The following is a 21,868-nucleotide window of genomic DNA, read 5'->3' on the forward strand; positions in this document are numbered from 1 at the left end:
TTTTGTGTTTTTATCAATTTACGTATTAAGCTATTACTTAATCCCCGAAATCGTATAATTCTCGATAATATACTTTTGGAAAATAATGAAGATAATCATGATCGGCACGACCATGAAGGTCGAGCCCGCCATTTGCAGAGCAAATTGACTTTCGTTCTGTCCCTTGAGCAGTGACAGACCGACGGACAAGGTGTACAGCTTTTCATCGTTCGCAATAATGAGCGGCCATAAGAAGCTGTTCCATCCGCCGATGAAGGTCAGGATGGCCTGTACCGCGATAATCGGCGTCGAAATGGGTAGCACGATTTGTAAAAAAGTGCGGAACTCACCTGCTCCATCAAGTCGTGTCGCCTCCAGCAGTTCTTCTGGGATATCGGACATGAACTGCCGGAAGAGGAAGATCGCAAACGCGCCCACCAATCCAGGAAGGACAATCCCCAGCATAGAATTGGTCAACCCCATCTGGTTCAGAATCAAATAGACGGGAATCATCGTCACTTGACCTGGAATCATCATGGTAGCCAGCACCAGATAGAACAGGAAGCCCTTGCCCTTAAACTGGAATTTGGCAAAACCATAGCCCGCCATGGCGTTAAGAAATAATCCGAAAAAGGAAGCTAGGACAATGATCAGCGTATTCGTCAGATAGGTTCCAAACGCCATGCTATCGAATAGGATTTTAAAATTATCCAGTGTAAAATGCTCCGGCCAGATGGTTGGAGGAATTTTGGTTACCTCGCCCTCTGTCTTAAAGGAGGATAAAATCATCCACGCAAAAGGCAGCACCATCAACAGACCTCCCACAGTCAGGAGAATCGCCACGAACCATTGAAATGTTTTTTCACCACTGCGCGTATTGGCGCGGGCTTGCTGAACAGCTGTTTTCACGTTCATCACCTCTCTCTATCAGGACTCCGCTTTATTTTGCAAACGGAACTGAATCAGCGTCACCGCGATGATCGCGAAGAATAGAATGAACGATCCCGCCGCGGCATACCCGAATTTACTAAATTGGAAGCCGTTATTGTAAATGAACAAGGAAGCCGTTAGCGTGCCGTCCAGCGGTTTCCCTTTGGTCATGACAAAAGGTTCCTCGAAAAATTGCAGCCAGCCGATCATCGTTGTGATGGACACGAAGAAAATAGCATAACGAAGCTGCGGAAGCGTAATATAACGAATTTGCTGCCATGTATTGGCCCCGTCAAGCTGTGCCGCTTCATAATAAGAGCCCGGAATCCCTTTAATAGCCGCAATAAAAATAATCATGTTTAAGCCGATGCCCCGCCAAACCGCTAACACAATCAGCGAAATTTTCGCTACTGTTGGATCGGTCAGCCATGGGACGGGACCTAAATTCATCAGACCAAGTACGTAGTTGAATAATCCAAGCGTCGGATTATACAGATAGCTCCAAACCACTGCGACCGCAACTACATTCGTTACGGACGGCAGATAGAACACGACGCGGAATATTTTGAAAGCACGTGATTTACCCATGTTAATCAGGATCGCGATGCTGAGCGAAAATATCAGCACCAACGGAACACCAATGATGACAAAGAACAACGTATTACCAATGGACTTCAAAAAGGAAGGGTCCAAAAGCACGTTCGTATAATTTTCCAATCCTATAAAGCGAATACTTTCATAATTAACGAGTCCGGACAGATCCATATCCGTGAAGCTGATCACGAGCGCCAGTAGTATCGGCAACAACGAAAACAGCGTTAACAGGATGATGGAGGGACCGATAAACAAGTATGGCGCAAGCTTCTGCGAGCTTCCTTTCATGCCTTCACTCCCTTTGACAATGACGGATATGGATCATTATTTTTTCATTATACTTGCAGCCTGCTGATTAAAGTCATCCATTTCCTTCTGTACATCGGCATGACCGCGGTAAATACGCTCAAAGCTCTTGATGAATTGTTGAGAAACTTCTTCCCATGCAGCCAGTTGCGGCAATGCTGCGGAATGATCCAGCTGTTTGCGAATCGTCAGAAGCATCGGATCACTCTTCATTTTGGCATCTTCCCACGATTTAGTAGTCGCAGGCAAGTTACTGGACAGCTCCATCCATTTCAGTTGTGTTTCTGGTTTGCTCATGTAAGCCAGGAATTTGGCTGACTCCTCTGGGTGCTTGCTGAATTTCATAATTGAAAGGTTGGCTCCACCCAAAACGGATAGGTTGTTTACTTTGCCAGGAAGCTCCGCAATATTCCACTTGCCTTCCAGTTCTGGTGCCTTGCTCTTGATTTCTTTAATCATGAAAGGACCGCTGATAAACATTGGAACGATCCCCTCGCCTTGCAAACCTTGAACGGAATCAATTCCAATATCCACTGCGTTAGAGCCATTTTGGAAAAAGGTATTTACATACTTCACAGCATCTACAAACGGTGCTTGGTTGAATAGCGGATTGCCCTGCTCGTCAACCAGCTTGGAACCGTTCTGGAGAGCAAACATAAAGCCCATGGACTGCTCCTTTGCACTAAAGGAGATACCATATTTGCCTTTACCCCGAGCCGCTAGCTTTTGAGCAGCATCGGACAGTTCCTCCCACGTTTTAGGTGCTTCATTGTATCCAACCTGTTTCAGTAGGTCCGAACGATAGAATAAAACTCGCGTTTCAGTGTACCAAGGTACGGCGACCGGTTTAGCTTCAAATTGAGCCGTACTCACAGCGCCCTTGAAGAAATTTTTCGCTTCAAGCTCAGGGTATTTGCTGATGTAAGGCGTGATGTCTGTTAGTGCACCCGCAGATGCTAATTCCGGCACCCATGATGTACCGAGCTGGACAACATCTGGACCTGATTTTGAGGCAACCGCCGTGAGCAATTTGTCGTGAGCGTTATCCCAAGGCAACGCCTGTACATCAACGTGAATATCTGGATTTTCTTTTTCAAAATCTTTTACAATTTCAGGCAGCAACTTCCCTTCCGCTCCCATTCCCCACATGGTGATGGTCGTCTTGCCATTTGCATCTTTGCCCGACGAATCATCCTTGGATGAACAGCCTACCAACGCACCCCCCAGTAATAAGGTGCTTGCCAAAATGATCCCCAATGTTCTTTTCATCATACGAATTCCTCCCGAGATGATCAGTTTACCGATCATGCAATATGATAACGGATTCAAGCACATGAATTTTGCAAAAATTCAATAAGCGACTTCCAATGTCCAAATATTGCAATTTGGAGCGACTGAAATCGAATTTTGCAAAATCCTGATACATGCAAATACATAGCAGTTAAAGCATACCGTTATAACAATTATGTTTAAAGCCTAAGGACCATACTCATCAATAGAAACGTTTCGATAGTCATTATAGAACAAATTGAAACCGTATTCAATAGGGATATTATTTTTTATTTACTTGGAATCGCATCTCTTTTTCATTTATTTCAATCTTTATTACGCTATTTGTCCTATAAAAAACCCCCGTTTTGCATTTGACTCTCCATTTGGGAGCGTATATAATCCAACTGAGTCCAACAATAGAAACGTTTCGATTAATAATACAACAGAAGATTATGCTTCTATACTAGCTATTAGCCTGTTCAGCACTTTTTTGAATCAACTTTATCCAAAAAATCTCATGAATCTGAAAAAGAGAGCTGTTTTACCAACCAAACAGCTTACGGAGGATTATGATGGAACAACACCTGAATTCCTATTTACAAAACATGACTCTTGAAGAAAAAGTTGACCAACTGCTTCAGCTTGTGGGTGGCTTTTTTGAAGAAGCGGGTACAGAGGGCCAAATTACTGGGCCTATGGCTTCTCTCGGCATCACAGAGCAGACGGTTCACAACGTTGGTTCCGTGCTCGGCCTTGCAGGAGCCCAGGAAGCAATTCGTGTTCAGCAGGCTCATTTGAGTAAAAACCGTCTGGGTATCCCGCTTTTAATTATGGCAGATATTATACACGGCTTCAAAACGATTTTCCCTATACCGCTGGCTATGGGTTGCTCATGGGATATGGAACTTGCAGAAGAGAGCGCTACTATCGCTGCTCGGGAAGCAGCCGTATCCGGTGTTCACGTCACATTCGCTCCTATGGTCGATCTGGTACGTGACCCACGCTGGGGTCGTGTAATGGAATCTACTGGGGAAGACCCTTATCTCAACAGTCAATTTGCCCGTGCGTTTGTGCGCGGATTTCAGGGTAATGATCTGACGAATGATACCGAGCGGGTAGCCGCATGCGTGAAGCACTTTGCTGCTTATGGAGCCGGTGAAGGTGGACGTGATTACAATACCGTAGATGTATCTGCATGGCAGCTGCGAGAGTATTATCTCCCTTCCTACAAAGCTGCTTTAGATGAAGGCTGCGAAATGGTGATGACGTCCTTCAATACCGTAGAAGGCGTAGCGGCAACGGGCAACAAGCGCCTGATGCGTGATCTGCTTCGTGATGAATGGGGTTTTGACGGTGTGCTCATTTCGGATTGGGCCGCGATCAAAGAGCTTATTCCTCACGGCATCGCCGAGGATGAACGGGAGGCAGCAAAAAAAGCATTGCTGGCAGGCGTAGATATTGAAATGATGACCTCCTGCTACAATGGGCACCTGCCTGAGCTGATTCGCAGCGGACAGCTGGATGAAGCGCTCGTTGATGAAGCAGTGATGCGTATATTGAGGCTCAAACAAAAGCTGGGCTTGTTCGAGAATCCGCTACGCGGCGCAGACCCTGAGCGTGAACGTGAAGTGGTATTCTGCGAAGCCCACCGTGCGGTTGCTAAAGAACTAGCCATTAAATCATGCGTGCTGCTCAAAAATGATTCTGTGCTTCCATTGAATCGCAATCAACATATTGCATTGATCGGACCTTTTGCAGAGAGCGGCGATATTCTGGGCTCTTGGTCATGGAGCGGTTCACAAGAGGAAGCCATTCGTGTTGTTGATGGATTCCAATCGAAAATATCCTCCTCGCTGCTCACGGTGGCGGCAGGATGCTCTGTAGACAACATAACAGAGGAGCAATATGCAGAAGCTCTGCATGCTGCCAGTCAAGCAGAGATCATCGTACTAGCGCTTGGCGAGCGCTCAGATATGAGTGGTGAAGCAGGTAGCCGTTCAAATATTCGCCTGCCGCAGGCTCAATTGGAATTGGTGAAACGCCTGAAGACACTGAACAAGCCCATGGTAGCCGTATTGTTTAATGGTCGTCCATTGGATCTGCACGGCGTCATTGAAGAAGCAGACGCTGTACTGGAAGCCTGGTTCCCTGGTGGCGAAGGCGGCGCGGCAATTGCCGATTTGTTATACGGTGATGCTGAACCTACGGGTCGTCTGACGATGTCCTTCCCGCAATCGGTCGGACAGGTGCCAGTGTATTACAATCATTTTAATACTGGACGTCCGCAGTTAGATCCGAACACAACAGAACGCTACGTGTCTCAATATCTAGACGTACCGAACGAACCTTTATTCCCGTTCGGCTATGGCCTGAGCTACACCGATGTAGCCTATGACAGCTTACAACTTTCAGGCGATACTCTTATTCCCGGTCAAGAACTGACCGTTAGAGTGCAGGTAACGAACACAGGAACACGTCCAGTCGAGGAGACCGTTCAGTTCTATGTCCGTGATATCAGCGGTGATACGGTTCGCCCCATGAAGGAACTGAAAGATTTCTGCAAAATCCTGCTTGCCCCAGGCGAAAGCCGGGAAGTGGAGTTTACATTGACCGAGCCTCAGCTGCGCTATCATCATGCAGATTTGAGCTTTGACAGTGACAGCGGTGAATTCGCCGTCTTTACAGGACCTAACAGCCGAGATACTACTGAAGGCCGTTTTCGGTTAGTAAAAGAAACAGGAAAGTGAGGCGTTCCCTTTGATGAATACAAGTCTAGACCAAAATATTTTGCTGCGGGCCGGAGACCTGTCTTTTACCTTCTTAAGCAGCGGTGATGTGTACAAGATCGCTCACGGCTCAACGATGATCAACCAACTGTTGACCAATTCAGTCGATGGTTCCCTGAACAATCTGTACTTGAGACTGTATCGTCCTTCCGGCGTAAGCATCACTCCTCTGCTGGGAGTTCGTTCGCCCGGCGTAATCCGACAAACGGATCAGCAGATTATATGGGAAGGGTTCACTGCCGGTGTAGGCTATCAGGTGACCTTCACACTCAGCCGCCTGGGAGTATGGTTCTGGGATGTAACCCTACAGGGCGATGATGTTGAAGCAGATATTGTGTACGGTCAGGATATCGGCATTGCCGATACCGCTGCTGTGCGCAGTAATGAAGCTTATTTGTCTCAATATATTGACCATACTGTCTATCATGATGAACAAAGAGGCTATACCGTTTGCTCACGTCAGAATCAGCCGCAAAGCCAGGCATTCCCTTACATTCAACAAGGCTCGTTAACCCGTACTGTCGGATACTCGACTGACGGATTTCAGTTCTTTGGACTTTCTTACAAGGAAACGAATGAGCCGGAAGCACTGCGCCGCGACTCGCTCGCCAATGAAGTGTATCAATACGAATTCGCTTATACAGCGCTGCAATCTGAGCGGATAAAACTCGCCGGGGAAGCTCGCTTTACGTTTTACGGTCTGTTCCAGCCGAGCCATCCGGCTGCAGTGACGAAGCTGGAGTATCAGGACCTGGTAACCAAAGCACGCGATGAAGTAGTTGGCGTTCTAGCGGACGCTTCCGCGAACATCATACCAGCGCGCATCGCAAGTGACTTCCAGGCAGAACGTGTAGCTACAGGGCAAACCATCGGTGAACCGCTGCGCACGCTGGACTTGACCGATGCCGAAGTGGATCAGCTTTTCCCGAAACGCCAGGAAGAAGAACGGGATGGCGATGAACTACTTTCCTTTTTTACGGATAGCTATGAGCATGTTGTACTCAAATCCAAAGAGCTTCGTGTAGAGCGTCCTCACGGGCACATTTTAATGGGTGGGCATTACTCTGGAGGTAAGGAAGAAACCATTACAACCACCTCCTATATGTACGGGGTATTCAATTCCCAACTCGTGATCGGTAATACCAATTTCAACAAAATGATCACCAACGTGCGTAATGCGCTCAATATTCCCAAGACATCCGGTCAACGTATCTACGTCGGAATTCAAGGAAAATACCGCCTGCTCACCATGCCTTCCCTGTTCGAGATTGGCTTTAATTATGTGCGCTGGTATTACAAAACGGCTGACGATACATTCATTATTACAAACCATACGAATGCCGATCGCCCAGAAGTGCGGCTTCACATGCGCTCGGCAAGCGGTAAAGCCTACCCATTCCTGATCACTCAGCAAATGTCTATGCATGTGAACGAATACGAGCTTCCGTTTCATATGGAACGCGAAGGTGACGAGCTGCTCTTTAGAGCTGATTCCGCTTCCCTAAGCGCCGAGGCTTACCCGGATCTTTTGTACCGAATGCACATAGCAGGCGCTTCGTTACAGCAAGTGAGCGATGCTCAAGCGATGCTACAGGGTGGGGCCTCTCCTGATGCATCGCTGGTCGTTTTGGAACTGGGCGACAGCAGCGAATGGACCTGCACTGTACAGGGCTGGCTGCATGGCCGTTCGACCGGGAAGGACCGAGCACATAAGGAGCTTCACACCTCCTTTGAAGATGAGCGTGAGCGCTACCGGGAATATTTTGCCGAGCTTATGAATGGCTTCCATCTGACGCTTGGCCAACAGGAAACCAGCGAGCTATTCCGTGTGAACGCAGTGGCTTGGTGGTACACCCACAATATGCTCGTCCACTACTCTGTGCCTCACGGTCTGGAGCAATACGGCGGAGCAGCCTGGGGAACACGCGATGTATGTCAGGGGCCTGTGGAATATTTTTCGGCGGTGCAAAAGTTTGATGAGGTTCGTTCCATTTTGCTAACTGTATTCAGCCATCAGTATGAAGACAGCGGAAACTGGCCGCAATGGTTTATGTTTGACAACTATACTCACGTGCAGCAAGAAGAAAGCCATGGGGATATTATCGTTTGGCCACTCAAGGTACTGGGCGATTATTTGACCGCTACCCGTGATTACAGTATTCTGGGAGAAAATGTGCCTTACACTCATCGGCATACTTTCGATTATACCAAGCAGACTGCGACCCTTATGGAACATGCCCTGAAGGAAATCGAATATATTCGGGAAAATTTCCTTCATGACACGTACTTATCGGCTTATGGCGATGGCGATTGGGACGACACGCTCCAGCCAGCCAATGCGCAGCTGAAGCAATACATGGCGAGCAGCTGGACGGTTGCCCTCACCTACCAAGTGGTTCGTAACTTTGCTGCTGCGTTGGAGCAAGCTCCTGCAGATGTAGTAAGCGAAGCTGATAAGATCGCACAAGATCTACATCAGATGGCGAACGGCATCCGTAAAGACTTCAATCGCTACATGCTGGAGAGTGGAATTATTCCAGGCTTCGTATATATGGAAGAGCCCGGTCAACCCAAGCTGATGCTCCATCCGTCCGACACCGAGACGGGAATCCACTACCGCTTGCTGCCGATGACACGCAGCATGATTAGCCAGTTGCTCACGCCTGAGCAAGCATTGGCTCACGAGCAGCTCATCCGCGAGCAGTTCCTCTGCCCGGATGGTGTGCGTCTGATGAACCGCCCTGCACAATATGACGGCGGTGTGAGTTCGCACTTCAAGCGCGCAGAGCAAGCGGCCAACTTTGGACGTGAAGTCGGGCTGCAATATGTGCATGCCCATATCCGCTTTGTGGAAGCTATGGCCAAATTAGGACGCAAGGATGACGCTTGGCATAGCCTGAAGCTCATCAATCCGGTCGGCATCCGTGCGACCGTACCGAATGCCGAATGGCGCCAGAGCAACGCGTATTTCAGCAGCTCGGACGGTAAATTTAACACCCGCTATGAAGCACAGGAACGTTTTGGTAAACTGCGGGAAGGAGCCGTGCCCGTCAAGGGTGGCTGGAGGATCTATTCCAGCGGTCCGGGAATCTACATGAATCAGCTCATATCGAATGTCCTTGGTATTCGTCAGTCAGGCGAGGATCTGATCCTGGACCCTGTGCTGCCAGACGATCTCGACGGATTGGAATTTAAATTTTCCTTTGCAGGAAAGCCAATCACCTTCGTCTACCGCATGCTGCAAGAGCATACGAGCGGTGAGCAAGGCCGTACAGTATTGAACGGTGCCCCTCTGGAAAGCGAGCCAGCCGATGATAATCGCTACCGTTCCGGTGCCTTGCGCATCAAACGCAAGACTTTCGAGCAGGCGTTAGCAGAACATGATGGTGTACACCGCCTGGAGATTATTTTATAAAATCGAATGATGCATAAGCAAAATCAGGTATAGGCAACAAAGTGATGGCGATCTTGCGGGATCGCCCTTTGCTGCTTGCATGTAGAACTACGACATTTGGAATAGATATGTGGTTAATAATGAATATACAATAGCAGATATAAGACGGACACAAGGAGGTGACGCTGTGGTCAGCATTAAAGATATCGCCAAACAGGCGGGCGTTTCCATATCTACCGTTTCATATGCTTTGAACGGTAGCGATAAGGTAACAGAAGAGACTTGCGCACGTATTTTGGCCATTGCCAAAGAGCTTAACTATGTGCCAAATGCCGCCGCACGGAATCTCAAAAAAAGGCAAACCAAAATTATTGGCGTATTCCTGACTGATTTCCGCGGAGATGTTTATGGAGATTTGCTGTACGGCATCAAGGAAATTTTGAACCGCAAGGGCTATGACCTCATTGTATGCAGCGGAAAGCAATCACATCGAATGCTGCCAGAACGCATGATTGACGGAGCTATTGTACTGGATCAGACGTTTGATAGTCAGGAGTTGCTGAACTACGCCGAGCGGGGACATAAAATTGTCGTATTGGACCGTGAACTGAATCATCCTAACATTAACCAGGTGCTGCTGGATAACAAAGCAGGTGCCGCGCTTGCAATAGAGCATCTATTGGAATTGGGACACCGCAAGTTATATGTTGTGACCGGACCAGAAGGTTCTTATGATTCCTGGCAGCGGATGCAGGCGGTCAAGCAGACCATTGAGCGTAGCGGCGTCGCCGAGATGATTGAAATAGGCGGCAATTTCGAGAAATCGGGCGGTGAACAGGCAGCTGAAATCATTTTACAACAGCAGGTTGGCCCGGATTCAGAACCTGTAGCCGTATTTTGTCTCAATGATGAAATGGCCGTAGGCTTTTATAATCGAATGGCTCAGTCAGAGCTTACCATTGGCAAGGATGTTCATATCGTCGGCTTTGATAATATCGAGCTGGCACAATATATTCAGCCCCGGCTGACAACGATTGACTATTCCAAGCGCAAATGGGGCGCTGTAGCCGCTGAACAGGTTCTCAAAATTATTGCCGGGGAAGACGTGGAGCATGAGCGGTTGTACGTTACGCTTGTTCAAAGAGAATCGGCAGGCGCAGCATTCATCACCCAAGACCAACAGAATCTCTAATGAACAGCAAAAGAGATGCCCCACCCGCCAACCTCCAAAAAAGAACTTCCACTGTCCCAAAAATGGGTTGGAAGTTCTTTTAGCTATACTTATTTAACCTAACAAAACCTTAATTAAATTCGCCAACGACCGTAAGGGATTGGCAATCGTCTGCCCCGTCTCCAGCTCTACTTGCAATGCAGCATCAACCATGGATAACTGTGCTACAGCCAGCCCTCTGCCTGGATCAGCCTTCCTCAGCTCATGCAATGAGCGAACCAGCAATTCCTCATACTCATCTTTACGTCCCTGCATAATCAGTTCAAAAGCGCTCTCCACCACCTTGACCTCTATCAGTGAAGAGAGTTCCGGCTTGCCTAATAGAGTGGCCGTATGATAAAGACGCTTCATCGTGCCCTCTACAGTAGCTGGATTCGTAAATACCAAGGTTCGTGGCAGCAAATCATCGCACATTTCATGAAAAAAGGGTTCATCCAGTGCGACTATTGGTGTAGACACGGCCCCTTGAGCCTTCTCCGCCAAAGCAATATAATTCGTGCACGTTATCAAAATAACGTCTAGATCGCTTTGAGACATCCAACTCAGTTGCTCTTCTACCTTGCGACTGGCATCATCCGCAGAAAAATGAGGGTCCGACGAGACCCGGCGCATAAGTCCCGGTTCCACAAAATGTACCAGTTCCACCTCATAAGAAGCAAAAGCCCGTTCCACATAAGCTATATTCGAGTGATGCGCATGCAGGCAACCCACACGTTGTTTCAAGTCTTTCACCGTCATCCCCCTGATCTATGTTTGCACCATTTTAACAGGAACCGGACGGTCTGGACAGTGCCAATCAGATCGCACTATATGTGCATTTTTTTAAAATTTACCGTTCGTATTTTTCCACTCTGTTTTAGCTGGAATCTCCTGAACTACATCCCAATGCTCGGCTATTTTGCCGTTCTCTACACGGAACAGATCATAGACAGCGGCTGAAGTCCCCTTAGGAGATTTCAATTCACTTACAACCAGCACGAAGTTGCCTTCTCCAAGAACCATATGCACCTGATCATATCCAATAGAAGCTCCCTGACCTGCTGCCGATAATGCTTGCTTCAGACTGGATACACCATCACCAAAAAGAGGATTATGCTGAATATACTGATCCCCATTATAATAGCTTTCCAATGCTGCACGATTTTTGCCAACCAGCACATCATCTACAAACTTGCGGATCAGCGTTTTGTTCGTCTCGGTTTGGTTGAGATCCGTGATTTGTGTTGTTCCGTCAATCATGGTATGTCCACTTGGATTGGTTGGAGCTGAGTCCTGCATGTTGTCCCAATGCTCAACAATTTTACCATTGCTATCGAAGCGGAAAATATCAAAACCAATACTCGTTTTCCCTGCAATAGACTTTTTATAATGTACTGCTACATCATTGCCGTCCTGAATAACCCGCTGGACTTCAACCAGCACGTTGGCTCCCTTCGATTGGCTAATCCCTTGCAAAAAGGCATCTCTCCCGCTAGCAAAGCTCGGATTATGCTGAATGTACTGATCTTTGCTGATCCAAGCCTCAGCTGCTTTCGTATTACCCGTTTCAAAGCTTTTCAGAATCTCTACAATCTTATCCTTATTACTCACCCCGATTTGCAAGGTTTGGCTGGCCGGATCCCAAATCACTTGCTTGCCCCACGCTTCTTTGACGACATCGACCGGCACATAGGTTACCCCTTGCTTGGTCAAGATGGTCGAGGTGGACAGTGGTACCTTAATCCCGTTAATTTGTGCTTCCGGACTGCCGGATACCAGTACAACCGTCGCTTGATCATAACGAATCGTCGTACTTTGACGCGCCGTATTGAATGTAATATGCTTGGCGTCCAGCGGAATTCCTAAACTAGTAGCCAATTGTCTCAGGGGGATCAACACCTGCTTATTTCTCACGATAGGCGCAATTTTGTAAGCCTCCTTCTTGCCATCTACCCAAACCTGGATACCCGTAGCAGGTTTTACGTCGGCTGCTAAAGCCGGTACAGCAGAAGACAGAACGAGCAAGCCAGCAAGTGCAGCAGTAACCGTATGTTTTTTCATGAATGTAAGCCCCTCTCAACCTGTAAAATAGAGTATGGAATGCAATTTCTCTTTATGTAACTAATGTGGTTGCAGTTAACTACGAAGGTTTGAACTCTTCCCCACCTATCTAACTTTAAACCCCATTTAAATCATTTGAAACCTTATTAACCCTCCTTTGAATTTTTATACTTATGACCGTTGTCATGCAAGTCACAAACCTTCGAATAAAGGATATGGAAAGCAATAACAATGTATGATCATCCTCATCATTTTATTATAAATAACATGTACTAATGAAGTTAGCTCAAAAAAAGCGGCTCCTATCACCAAGCGAATGGACGCTTTTTGAATAGAAAGCCGCTGTTACCTCATTCATATTGTTATACAGATAACGTCCTCCGAAACTTGATAAAGCTCCCAATTCGCCAGATTGAGATATATACCAGCGCCATCGTAATGGCCAGCATGCTAATTTCGGTCGTACCCAAACTACTGAGGTATTGAGTCAGAACAACGCGAATCAAAATAATAGCGATAATAATATACTTAAAATATTGGTTCGGCTTGGGATAGATGAGACCGTCATCCCGTCTTTCATACGCCGTATGCAGCAAAATAACGTAGCCAAACAGAACCCCTAATAACCCAGCAACCAGTAGCTCCCAAAAGGCGGGAGGCGCGTACGTTTGACCAGGAATATGCATCAATTGATATACCGATATCATCATAGCTGGGAAAGCGATAAACATAGGGAGCAAAATCCGAAATCCTTTTCCCTTTACCGGGCCCCTTCGTCTTTTGGTTCTCAACCAAATCATCAGACCCACCAGAACAGCCATCAATGCATAGATAAAGATTGTCGCCATGGTGAAATTCCTTTCTAATATAGAGTCATTTATCCTAAGTTAAATCGACAGTTTTTTCTCCAGCAAATAAGCGTTCAAGCGGATCAATGCATATGCAGCAACCCAACTAATCAACACCGCAACCGGAAAATGCCAGGTAAAAGGAAACCACTGTCCGTTGTGAACATGATGAAACTGCTCATAAATCCGCTGATCGCCTGACCAATAAAAGACGCTTCCTCCACCCATCAAAAGAATCCACAGGATTGGGCTAAGCGGCCGCAAGGTGCTGTATTTGGTACTGGCCGTCAGCAGACCCAGCGCAATAACCAACGGCGTAAAGGCGATAATCATTACAAACCAGTTTAAGCCGGCTATCATAAAAGACGCTGCATCCGCAAACGTATAAGCCTGTATGGTCGATGAGATAAATAGCGCGTATAGAGAACCTACTACAAACAAGAGCAATATCACGACAATGGTTTGTAAAATAGCAGCAATCCATTTGGCGCTAATTAGCCACATACGCGGATAGGGAAGGGTCAGCCACCATCCGTAGGTGTCATTTTCCCATTCTCTTCTCAGCATTCCCACACCCATGAAAACAATCATGTACGGCAAGCCCAGGGTGACATACCACAGCCTTGTCAATTCGAGTTGGTTGTGAAGAGCGAAGTACAAGGAGATCGCGAACGCCGCAACTAGAAATAGTGAGAAATATACAAGTCTCCACGATCTGGGCAGTCGATTGCGGCTTTGCTTTCTCCAGCTTCCTTTATTTCGAAATTCATGGCGTATTAAATCTTTGAACAGCCCGGATGAATTCACGCCTTCCACTCCCTTTTGTACAAATTGCGGAACACCTGGTTCAGCGAGCCATGCTCTGCACGCAGATCATCCGATTCACCAGACCATATCACTCGCCCGCGGTCCATCATGACCGTGTAATCAAACAAGCCTTCCACTTCCTGAATATCATGTGTGCTAATGAGTATAGATTGTTGCCGATCCTCCAAATAATCAATAATCCCAGCTACGATCGCTTCTCTAGAGAGGACATCAATGCCTACAAAAGGTTCATCCAGGATCATAAGCGGTACTTCTCGTGCCAGGCACAGAATCAGCAGCACACGCGCCTCCTGTCCGCGACTCAACCCGGCCATCTTTAGCTCCAATTCCACATCCATATGGTCAGCAAGTTTATAGGCATCCTTTAGATTGAAGCCAGGCAAAAGGGACTTCCCCCATTCCAGCGTCTGCTGAACTGTATGATTGGGATACCAGCGTGCCCGGTCAGGAAGATAGGATATATTCCGGTTGGTTTCCCAGCTTGGCTGTTGGCCCAGCACCTGAAGCTCGCCCCCGTCCGGCTGAATCAACCCCGTGACGGCTCGAAAGAAGCTGGACTTCCCGCAGCCATTGGGCCCAAGTATGCCTACAATACGTCCTGCTGGAATGACGACATCCAGTTGGTCCAATGCTTTTTTATTTCCATATTGCTTCATCAACTGCTTTGCGGTTACCACAGACTCCGTCATGCCTTTTCGCCTTCTTCCTTGTGATCTCCGTCCTGTCGGCTTCTTATATATTGCTGTACATCTTCCCAGGATAATCCCAGGCTGCTCATCTGTCCGAGAAACTGATCGATATACGACATAGCCAATTGTTCCCGAAAGCTGGCAATCCGCTCACTGGACGAAGTTACATACGTACCCAGACCGCGTCGCTTCTCAGTCAATCCGTCCCGTTCCAGCTCCTGATACGCCCGCATCACGGTATTCGGATTCATACGCAATTCCTGCGCCAGATCACGCACAGATGGCATTTTGCTTCCCATTTCAATCTCTCCTTTAGCAATGGAGCTTCGTACTTGATTTAATATTTGTTCATATAATGGCTGGCTAAAGTCTATTAAAAATCGGAACGAGCCAACCCGTTGTTCTTCCATGGGTGTTTCCCCCTAATTCGGCTGTATCTATCGTGCCTGTAGTGTATTATATCACTTAACACACGTAATACAATAGCAATTCGTTAAAATGCTAGTCCTGCCTTGCAAATTCCATTCAGTAAATGCTCAGCTTGCGCTCAGATAGCATTCAAGTTAATCCCTTATGATGTATCACGTACCAAATAAACCATAAACGAAAGGTGGAAAATGAAGATGAAGAGCACCAAGAAAGCAATTTTGGCCGGAACGATGGCGTTGGCATTTTTAGGAGGCGGAGCGCTGTACTCCACAGGCGCAGCCCATGCTGCTTCAACTACACCTGAGAAGGCTCCTACTGCAAGTAAAGCACAGGCACCTAAGGGAAACCCTGGCGATGCTAACGGTCCACAAATCGCAGGAGGAAACTATGCTGAGAACAAGGCTCTCCTGAAACTATTGAAATTGTCCTCCAGTCAGTTAGATACACAGTTGAAGGCTGGTAAATCCCTTGCTACGATCGCCAAAGCACAAGGCGCGAGCGTAAACTCCGTGATTGATGTGATGGTTTCGGATATGAAGTCGAAACTCGCTACGGAAAAACAAAATGGCAAGATTACCGCAAGTGAATATAACCAGCGTGTTTCCAATCTGAAGCAAATGATTACCGATATGGTGAATGGCGTTAAGCCCTCTAAGCCACCAGTAGACGGGGCTAAAGGAGAAGCAGGTAAAGCTCCAGATAAAACAGATGCGGCTAAGGCACCTGCTAAGCCAAATGCAGCTCAAGCCTCTGCTAAGCAAAAATAGCTACAGCTTCTGTTTTCCAAAAGCTGTAGCTCGATAAGTCACATTCATAAGAATCATTTGTTAATCTGACACAGCCACTCCACAATAATAAATCTCCATCCGGCCTCCCTGTACGGATCGAGAATGAATAAGCCTGCCCTCTGCTGCGATACAACAGAAGAGGACAGGCTTATTTTTCATGTACTTGATACAATATGTGGTAAACTAACTTAAGCCAGAGATCACACTTTTTATCCTGATTCAGCAAAAGGAGTATGTAATGAAAATAAATAAACAGGAATTTCATGTACAAGGAGTAAGCTATATCATTAGATCGGCTATGATTCAAGATGCGATGAATTTGTCTGAAATCCGCTTACGGATAGATGGAGAGACTGAAAATTTAGACAGAGAAAAGGGAGAAGCATTCATAAGTACATCCGGTTTTGAACAGCTTATTAAAGCCGATACAGAGCACGCCAAAAATCTATTTTTAGTTGCGGTCGTTCATGATAAAGTCGTTGGATTTTCAAGATGTGAAGGTCATGTTCTGCGTCGATTCGCTCATAAAGTTGAATTCGGTGTGTGTGTACAAAAGGATTTCTGGGGGTATGGAATCGGGACGAATCTTCTGAAAGAATCCATTTCCTGGGCAGACTCTAACGGCATCCAGAAAATGAGCCTACAAGTTCTAGAAACCAATAATAAAGCCATTGAACTTTATAAAAAGCATGGATTTGAAATCGAAGGGTTATTAAAAAACGACAAGATTCTCTCAGATGGTCAATACTACAACACCATAATCATGGGAAGATTCCATAACTAAAAAAGATCCTGTTCCACAGGATCTTTCATCATTTCGAGGCGATATTGGCCCTAATAACGATAATCATCGTAGGGATTGCGATTACGATAATGGTCTCGCGGCTGTTGGGCTGCGGTAATCATCAAAAATATGCCTGAGAGCAGGTGCATTAACCAGCCTACAAATGGAATCCACCCAACAACCGAGGTCACAATCCCTAAAATAGATCCATAATAAGTCTCTTTATTAGTTACCGATAGCACCAACGTCACAATGTGGAAAATCAACATAAAGAACAATACAGTATACGCAGAATTTATGACGAGCAGCCCGCCCAAAACAGGAATAGCAAAAAATAGCTCCAATCCGCCCGTAATCCATTTTAATGTTTTTGATGGTGTCATTGTTCCACTCTCCCAATGCTGTTTCATTCCATAAGTATATCCTATCCCCATGCAGGATGACATACATATTTTACTAATTCTATACTTGTATAGCGGCGATCTCACCCCTTTTCCGAATGAGCTAAGCCCTGACTACATATATGTGAGAGAGAACGAAATTTCGTGATTTTTAAAGGGGGGAGCATCATGGGATATTATATTGAAGTGGAACGTGGCGTTAAGCTGTATGTAGAAGATATAGGAGAAGGCATCCCTGTTTTGATGGTGCACGGCTGGCCGCTGGACCATCGAATGTACGAATACCAGGTTGCCCAGTTGCCTGCTTACGGATACCGCTGTATTCAAGTTGATCTTAGGGGGTTCGGGAAGTCTGATCGACCATGGCATGGCTACAATTATGATCGACTGGCAGACGATCTCCTGGCTGTTATACAGGCCCTCCAATTAAGCCATATACGGCTGATCGGTTTTTCTATGGGGGGAGCAATTGTCACGCGCTACATGAGCAGACATAGGGGATGGGGTGTTGATCAGCTAATTTTGATCGGAGCTGCCACGCCTCGGTTTACCCCAACCAGCGACTTTCCTTACGGCACTCCTGTCGCAGAGGTAGATAAACTCATCACACAAGCCTATACAGATCGTCCGCAACTGGTAACATCATTTGGCGAAATGTTGTTCGCCAAACCCGTCAGCCAGAGTTTACGTGACTGGTTACGTGATCAGGGCTTTGCGGCTTCGGTTCATAGCATGGCTTGTACTTTGTATTCACTGCGTGACTCTGATTTACGGCCCGATTTGCCATGTATACACGTGCCTACGTGGATTCTACACGGCAAGCTGGATCGGGTCTGCCCTTTCCCTCTAGCGCTCCAAACTCAAAAAGGAATTGCCGGCTCCAGGCTTATTCCTTTCGAACGAAGTGGTCACGGTGTATTTTATGAGGCACTACCTGAATTTAATTCCACCTTACTGAGCATACTATCCCCATCCTCTATACACCCTAATTGAAAGCCTGTTCTCAGAAAAACAAAAAAGACGCCTCAGCGCCGTTATGGCTATGGGGCATCTTTTACTACAAACATGTATCCGCTTAGGATTGTTTGGTATGATTAAAGCTCGTATTGTTTAAAACAGCCAGCTTTTTCTCGCCCTTCACCATGGCAGAACCGCAAATGGGGCATGTCGGCTCGACAGAAAAAGCGAAGTTATCCCGCATCCAGCCGTTGCATGTATCACTGGCGCAATTCCAAACAGCTGTAATTTCCTCAGGAATTTCATCCATTGGCTTTTTCCGTGAATTGTACATAAACATCCCTCTTTCTTCATGATTTATAAAGCGATAAGATGTAATCAGTTCAAAAACGGTCTTGTGAACAGATAAAAACAAATGCCCCAAACGCTATGTTCGGGGCATCTGAAGTAGGCTGTAATTTAAAATTACAGTTTTACAACGTTCTCAGCTTGTGGTCCACGGTTTCCTTCAACTACGTTGAATTCTACGCGTTGGCCTTCGTCCAAAGATTTGAAACCTTCGCCTTGGATTGCGGAGAAGTGTACGAATACATCGCTTCCACCTTCAACTTCGATGAAACCGAAACCTTTTTCTGCGTTAAACCATTTAACTGTACCTGTTTGCATGGAATTACCTCCAAAATATATTTATATGACCTTTATTTTTTACAAATAAAAATTCACATATTGCACAAGGTTATTTCAACCTAAAACAATAACCCTCTACAATATGTGAATCTCAGGTCACAATTTCAATATACTCATATTACCATAAGTGTATTGAAAACGCAAGCACTGGAGAATTTAATTTATGCAGAGTGCTTATGTCATCTATTGCTGCCTCAAGCTGTCTTCATTAGACAAGAGTGAGTCATTAACGCCTACCTAAAACATTATATCCGCAATTGCTTCCTATTATACCAGTAATCAAGAAATAAATATACACAACGTTGCGCAGGAGATGAACTTCTTGAGAAAAAGTCCATCCCCTGCTTTGTTTGCTCATTTTAATTACAAATCCGCTAGTGCTTTAATTTCCTCTGCTGTCAGCGCTTTGTTATATAACTGTACCTCGTCCATGCTGCCGTTAAAGTAGGCATCAGCGATAAAGCGGCTTTTACCGAGATACGCCTCGTTTGTCAGCAACTCATTAGGGTTAAAGGTAATACCGTCATTTACAGCTACTTCTTCACCATTTACATACAGCCTCCCTGTATTCCCCTCCAGTGTAACCGCCACATGGGTCCACTGGTTTAGAGGTAATGATGATTTGGAGAGCAGGCTCTGATCCGTACCTTCATGGATTGTAAACTGGAGTACACCGCTTCCTTGGGAAGGGGTGAGGAACATATGGCGAGCCTGGCCGTTGCCGAAGTCAAAAATCCGTTGCCAAGCGGCTCCGCCCTTCCAGTTCACCCAAGCGGAAAAGGTAAAGTCCTTCGCATCCGTTACCGTGTTAGGCAGCTGCACGTAACCATCCTTGCCGTTCAGGGCAAGAGCACCGCCAAGCTTCCCATCTTTATCCCATGTGGCACCACCATAGGCCTTACCGTCGAGTTGATTATATGTGCTGTCGACAACCGAAGTTCCTTGGTCCTCACTCCACGAGTAACGTGCGAGCTGAGGGCCTTGAGCCTGCTCGGGAACAATGGCACTAAAACTTTTCTTTGCTGTAGCTTTGTCCTTTTTAATAGTCGCCGTCAATGTAACTGCTGCAGGCTGGGAACCGGCTTCTGGACGGTACACTTCACCAGTGACAGAAATAATCTCAGGACGGGAAGATTCCCACGAAATCGTGGTATCTTGTGCAGCTTGAGTAGGTAGCGTGAGATCATAAAAAACGTTGCTTGTGTCTCCTAGACTCAGATCCTTCTGCACCGCAGCTACAATCTTGCTGGCCTTCAGATCAGGCTTTAGCGAACCCCATACTGCAACACCCTTGGAGGACAGTGCGGTAAAAGCAAGGGTTTTGGCTCCCGTGTCTGGATCACGGTGCCGCAGGAATACCCCTTTGTACTTCGCACCATCTGCTGTAACTTCCAGCTGATTGTCTGCCCCCAGCTTCCATGTACCGTTCACTCCGCCAGACAGTTTGCCACCGTGATCCAGATTGACGGTAACAGCTTGCTTAATATTGGCCGAAATTTCCTTCCCGTGATTTACATACGAGTATTGGCCGATGACATCCTTCTCTGACAGCTTTTTCAGTGAATCCTCATCTCCTGAATAACGATAAGGAGCAACTACAGGCCAACCGTCAGCGTTCATGAACATTTCATGTACACGCACTTCAAACTGCTCACCTCTCCCCGGAAAACGGGAATGAAAAATGACAAAATGCTTTTTCGTCTTGGGATCATAATAAGCCGAGTTGTGTCCGGGCGACACATAGCCTGTACCCAGCCCTGTTCCCGGATCACCAATTTCTCTTGGAATTAGGTAATTACCTATTAACTTGACGCCGTATGGCTCAATGGAAGCGTCATCAAAAAGAGGTTTGTCAGGATTCGCTTTAACCTTGATCATGTCGTTGCCTTCAGCATCGTAGAAAGGACCATCCGGTGTTTTGGACCGAGCCACACGCAAGTTATATCCGCCATCCGCTGACAATCCGCCATAGGACAGGAACAAGTAATAGTAGTCCGTTTGTGGACTGTATTGTATGTACGGCCCCTCCATACGAGCATGGTTACCGCCCGTCAGTTTTTTCCCGTAGCCTTGGCCTGGTAAAGGCTTCCCTGTTTTTTCATCCATCTGCATAATGAAAATGCCTCCGGAGTAGGAGCCATATACCATCCACAGCTTGCCGTTCTTATCATAGAAAGTGTCAGGGTCTACGGCATTGGGATGCTTGGTTGCGTCATAGATCGTCCCATCTTCACTCGGTTGATCCCACATACCGGACTTCAGGAAAATTCCTTTATTCTTATAAGGTCCTTCAATTTTATCAGCAACCGCTAGGCCCATAGCTGAACGCGGGGAGTCTCCTTTACAAGCGTTATAGTACATATAGAACTTGCCATCCGCCAGTTGAATGACATCCGCTGCCCACAGCGTGTCTGTCTGCGCCCAATCCAGCGCTTCCTTTAATTCCTCTTTGACGTTGGGAATCAATGCATTACCATTTGCCACACCTGTCGCAATTGTATCCCAATTCATGAGGTCTTTGGATTTGGCAGCCGCCAGATGTGAACCAAAAATGTAAAATGTATCTTTCACTTTCAGGATGGATGGATCATGTACGGAAGTCTCCTTGAAGGAAACAGCCTTTTTACTTTGGCTTAAAATGTTATCCAGACCTTGAGCTTGAAGGGTGGTTTGCTCCAGACTTTGAATCCCAGCTGTATCTGAATTGAGTGTGGACTCGGCGCCCACCAAAGAAGCAGGCAACAACAGTGCACCTGCCAGAGAAGCAGCCGTTACTTTACGAACAAATAATTGCTTCATAAATCAATCTCCTCTCGTTTTGAACATTCCTGCTAACATAAAACAATAATGAATAAGACGTTCAGGATTATGTTTGTATTAACATCTCCACTCTTAAATTAAATGTTGATCATCCTCCTCTCTGAA

The 21,868-nt window shown here is 46.5% G+C and carries 19 protein-coding genes; 6 read left to right on the forward strand and 13 right to left on the reverse strand.

Going from position 1 to position 21,868, the window contains the following annotated elements; translation table 11 throughout:
- Positions 1–33 precede the first annotated feature (33 nt).
- From ACXHJ2_RS22130 to ACXHJ2_RS22140, 3 genes are read right to left on the reverse strand one after another with little or no spacing between them, the layout of a single operon-like run.
- A complete protein-coding gene (locus ACXHJ2_RS22130; RefSeq protein ID WP_013368987.1) occupies positions 34–888 on the reverse strand; it encodes a carbohydrate ABC transporter permease in 855 nt (284 codons plus the stop codon).
- Positions 889–906: 18 nt separating this feature from the next.
- Complete coding sequence (locus ACXHJ2_RS22135) at positions 907–1,791, reverse strand: carbohydrate ABC transporter permease (RefSeq protein ID WP_013368986.1); 885 nt, start codon at positions 1,789–1,791, stop codon at positions 907–909.
- A gap of 36 nt (positions 1,792–1,827) precedes the next feature.
- Positions 1,828–3,081 (reverse strand): sugar ABC transporter substrate-binding protein, encoded by a 1,254-nt coding sequence (locus ACXHJ2_RS22140; protein ID WP_165083199.1) that lies wholly within the window; start codon positions 3,079–3,081, stop codon positions 1,828–1,830.
- Positions 3,082–3,653: 572 nt separating this feature from the next.
- On the opposite strand from ACXHJ2_RS22140, the gene bglX reads away from it, so the two are divergent.
- From bglX to ACXHJ2_RS22155, 3 genes are all read left to right on the forward strand, one after another.
- Positions 3,654–5,828, forward strand: coding sequence for a beta-glucosidase BglX (gene bglX / locus ACXHJ2_RS22145; RefSeq protein WP_185156545.1), 2,175 nt, complete (start codon positions 3,654–3,656; stop codon positions 5,826–5,828).
- 13 nt (positions 5,829–5,841) lie between these two features.
- On the forward strand, positions 5,842–9,282 hold the full coding sequence (locus ACXHJ2_RS22150) for a GH36-type glycosyl hydrolase domain-containing protein (protein WP_165083203.1): 3,441 nt from the start codon (positions 5,842–5,844) through the stop codon (positions 9,280–9,282).
- Between the two features lie 166 nt (positions 9,283–9,448).
- Complete coding sequence (locus ACXHJ2_RS22155) at positions 9,449–10,453, forward strand: LacI family DNA-binding transcriptional regulator (protein ID WP_165083205.1); 1,005 nt, start codon at positions 9,449–9,451, stop codon at positions 10,451–10,453.
- Between the two features lie 93 nt (positions 10,454–10,546).
- Here the strand turns inward: ACXHJ2_RS22155 and ACXHJ2_RS22160 are convergent, their stop codons facing one another.
- The 6 genes from ACXHJ2_RS22160 to ACXHJ2_RS22185 all read right to left on the reverse strand — a co-directional run bounded on the left by ACXHJ2_RS22160 (position 10,547) and on the right by ACXHJ2_RS22185 (position 15,307).
- Entirely contained in the window at positions 10,547–11,224 is a 678-nt protein-coding gene (locus ACXHJ2_RS22160) for a hypothetical protein (RefSeq protein WP_238791109.1), read from the reverse strand.
- Positions 11,225–11,314: 90 nt separating this feature from the next.
- A complete protein-coding gene (locus ACXHJ2_RS22165) occupies positions 11,315–12,532 on the reverse strand; it encodes a stalk domain-containing protein (protein ID WP_165083209.1) in 1,218 nt (405 codons plus the stop codon).
- 362 nt (positions 12,533–12,894) lie between these two features.
- Complete coding sequence (locus tag ACXHJ2_RS22170) at positions 12,895–13,380, reverse strand: cytochrome c biogenesis protein CcdC (protein WP_016820221.1); 486 nt, start codon at positions 13,378–13,380, stop codon at positions 12,895–12,897.
- 39 nt (positions 13,381–13,419) lie between these two features.
- Complete coding sequence (locus ACXHJ2_RS22175; RefSeq protein WP_165083211.1) at positions 13,420–14,187, reverse strand: ABC-2 transporter permease; 768 nt, start codon at positions 14,185–14,187, stop codon at positions 13,420–13,422.
- On the reverse strand, positions 14,184–14,897 hold the full coding sequence (locus ACXHJ2_RS22180; protein WP_165083213.1) for an ABC transporter ATP-binding protein: 714 nt from the start codon (positions 14,895–14,897) through the stop codon (positions 14,184–14,186). Before ACXHJ2_RS22180 ends, ACXHJ2_RS22175 begins: the two co-directional genes overlap by 4 nt.
- Complete coding sequence (locus ACXHJ2_RS22185; protein WP_017425681.1) at positions 14,894–15,307, reverse strand: GntR family transcriptional regulator; 414 nt, start codon at positions 15,305–15,307, stop codon at positions 14,894–14,896. Before ACXHJ2_RS22185 ends, ACXHJ2_RS22180 begins: the two co-directional genes overlap by 4 nt.
- A gap of 213 nt (positions 15,308–15,520) precedes the next feature.
- On the opposite strand from ACXHJ2_RS22185, the gene ACXHJ2_RS22190 reads away from it, so the two are divergent.
- Complete coding sequence (locus tag ACXHJ2_RS22190) at positions 15,521–16,093, forward strand: hypothetical protein (protein ID WP_165083215.1); 573 nt, start codon at positions 15,521–15,523, stop codon at positions 16,091–16,093.
- A 259-nt stretch (positions 16,094–16,352) separates the two neighbouring features.
- Positions 16,353–16,898 carry a GNAT family N-acetyltransferase gene (locus ACXHJ2_RS22195; RefSeq protein WP_165083217.1) on the forward strand — a complete coding sequence of 182 codons (546 nt, stop codon included), beginning with the start codon at positions 16,353–16,355 and terminating at the stop codon, positions 16,896–16,898.
- A gap of 50 nt (positions 16,899–16,948) precedes the next feature.
- On the opposite strand, the gene ACXHJ2_RS22200 is transcribed toward ACXHJ2_RS22195, so the two are convergent.
- Entirely contained in the window at positions 16,949–17,281 is a 333-nt protein-coding gene (locus ACXHJ2_RS22200) for a hypothetical protein (protein ID WP_016820215.1), read from the reverse strand.
- Positions 17,282–17,467: 186 nt separating this feature from the next.
- On the opposite strand from ACXHJ2_RS22200, the gene ACXHJ2_RS22205 reads away from it, so the two are divergent.
- Positions 17,468–18,292: an alpha/beta fold hydrolase gene (locus tag ACXHJ2_RS22205; RefSeq protein ID WP_017425678.1), complete on the forward strand. Its 825-nt coding sequence runs from the start codon at positions 17,468–17,470 to the stop codon at positions 18,290–18,292.
- 82 nt (positions 18,293–18,374) lie between these two features.
- On the opposite strand, the gene ACXHJ2_RS22210 is transcribed toward ACXHJ2_RS22205, so the two are convergent.
- From ACXHJ2_RS22210 to ACXHJ2_RS22220, 3 genes are all read right to left on the reverse strand, one after another.
- Positions 18,375–18,590, reverse strand: coding sequence for a cold-shock protein (locus ACXHJ2_RS22210; RefSeq protein WP_007428291.1), 216 nt, complete (start codon positions 18,588–18,590; stop codon positions 18,375–18,377).
- A 131-nt stretch (positions 18,591–18,721) separates the two neighbouring features.
- Positions 18,722–18,922 (reverse strand): cold-shock protein, encoded by a 201-nt coding sequence (locus ACXHJ2_RS22215; RefSeq protein ID WP_007428290.1) that lies wholly within the window; start codon positions 18,920–18,922, stop codon positions 18,722–18,724.
- 384 nt (positions 18,923–19,306) lie between these two features.
- Positions 19,307–21,742, reverse strand: coding sequence for a LamG-like jellyroll fold domain-containing protein (locus ACXHJ2_RS22220; RefSeq protein ID WP_165083219.1), 2,436 nt, complete (start codon positions 21,740–21,742; stop codon positions 19,307–19,309).
- Positions 21,743–21,868 lie beyond the last annotated feature (126 nt).

It is taken from the genome of Paenibacillus sp. ALE3 (assembly GCF_054113405.1).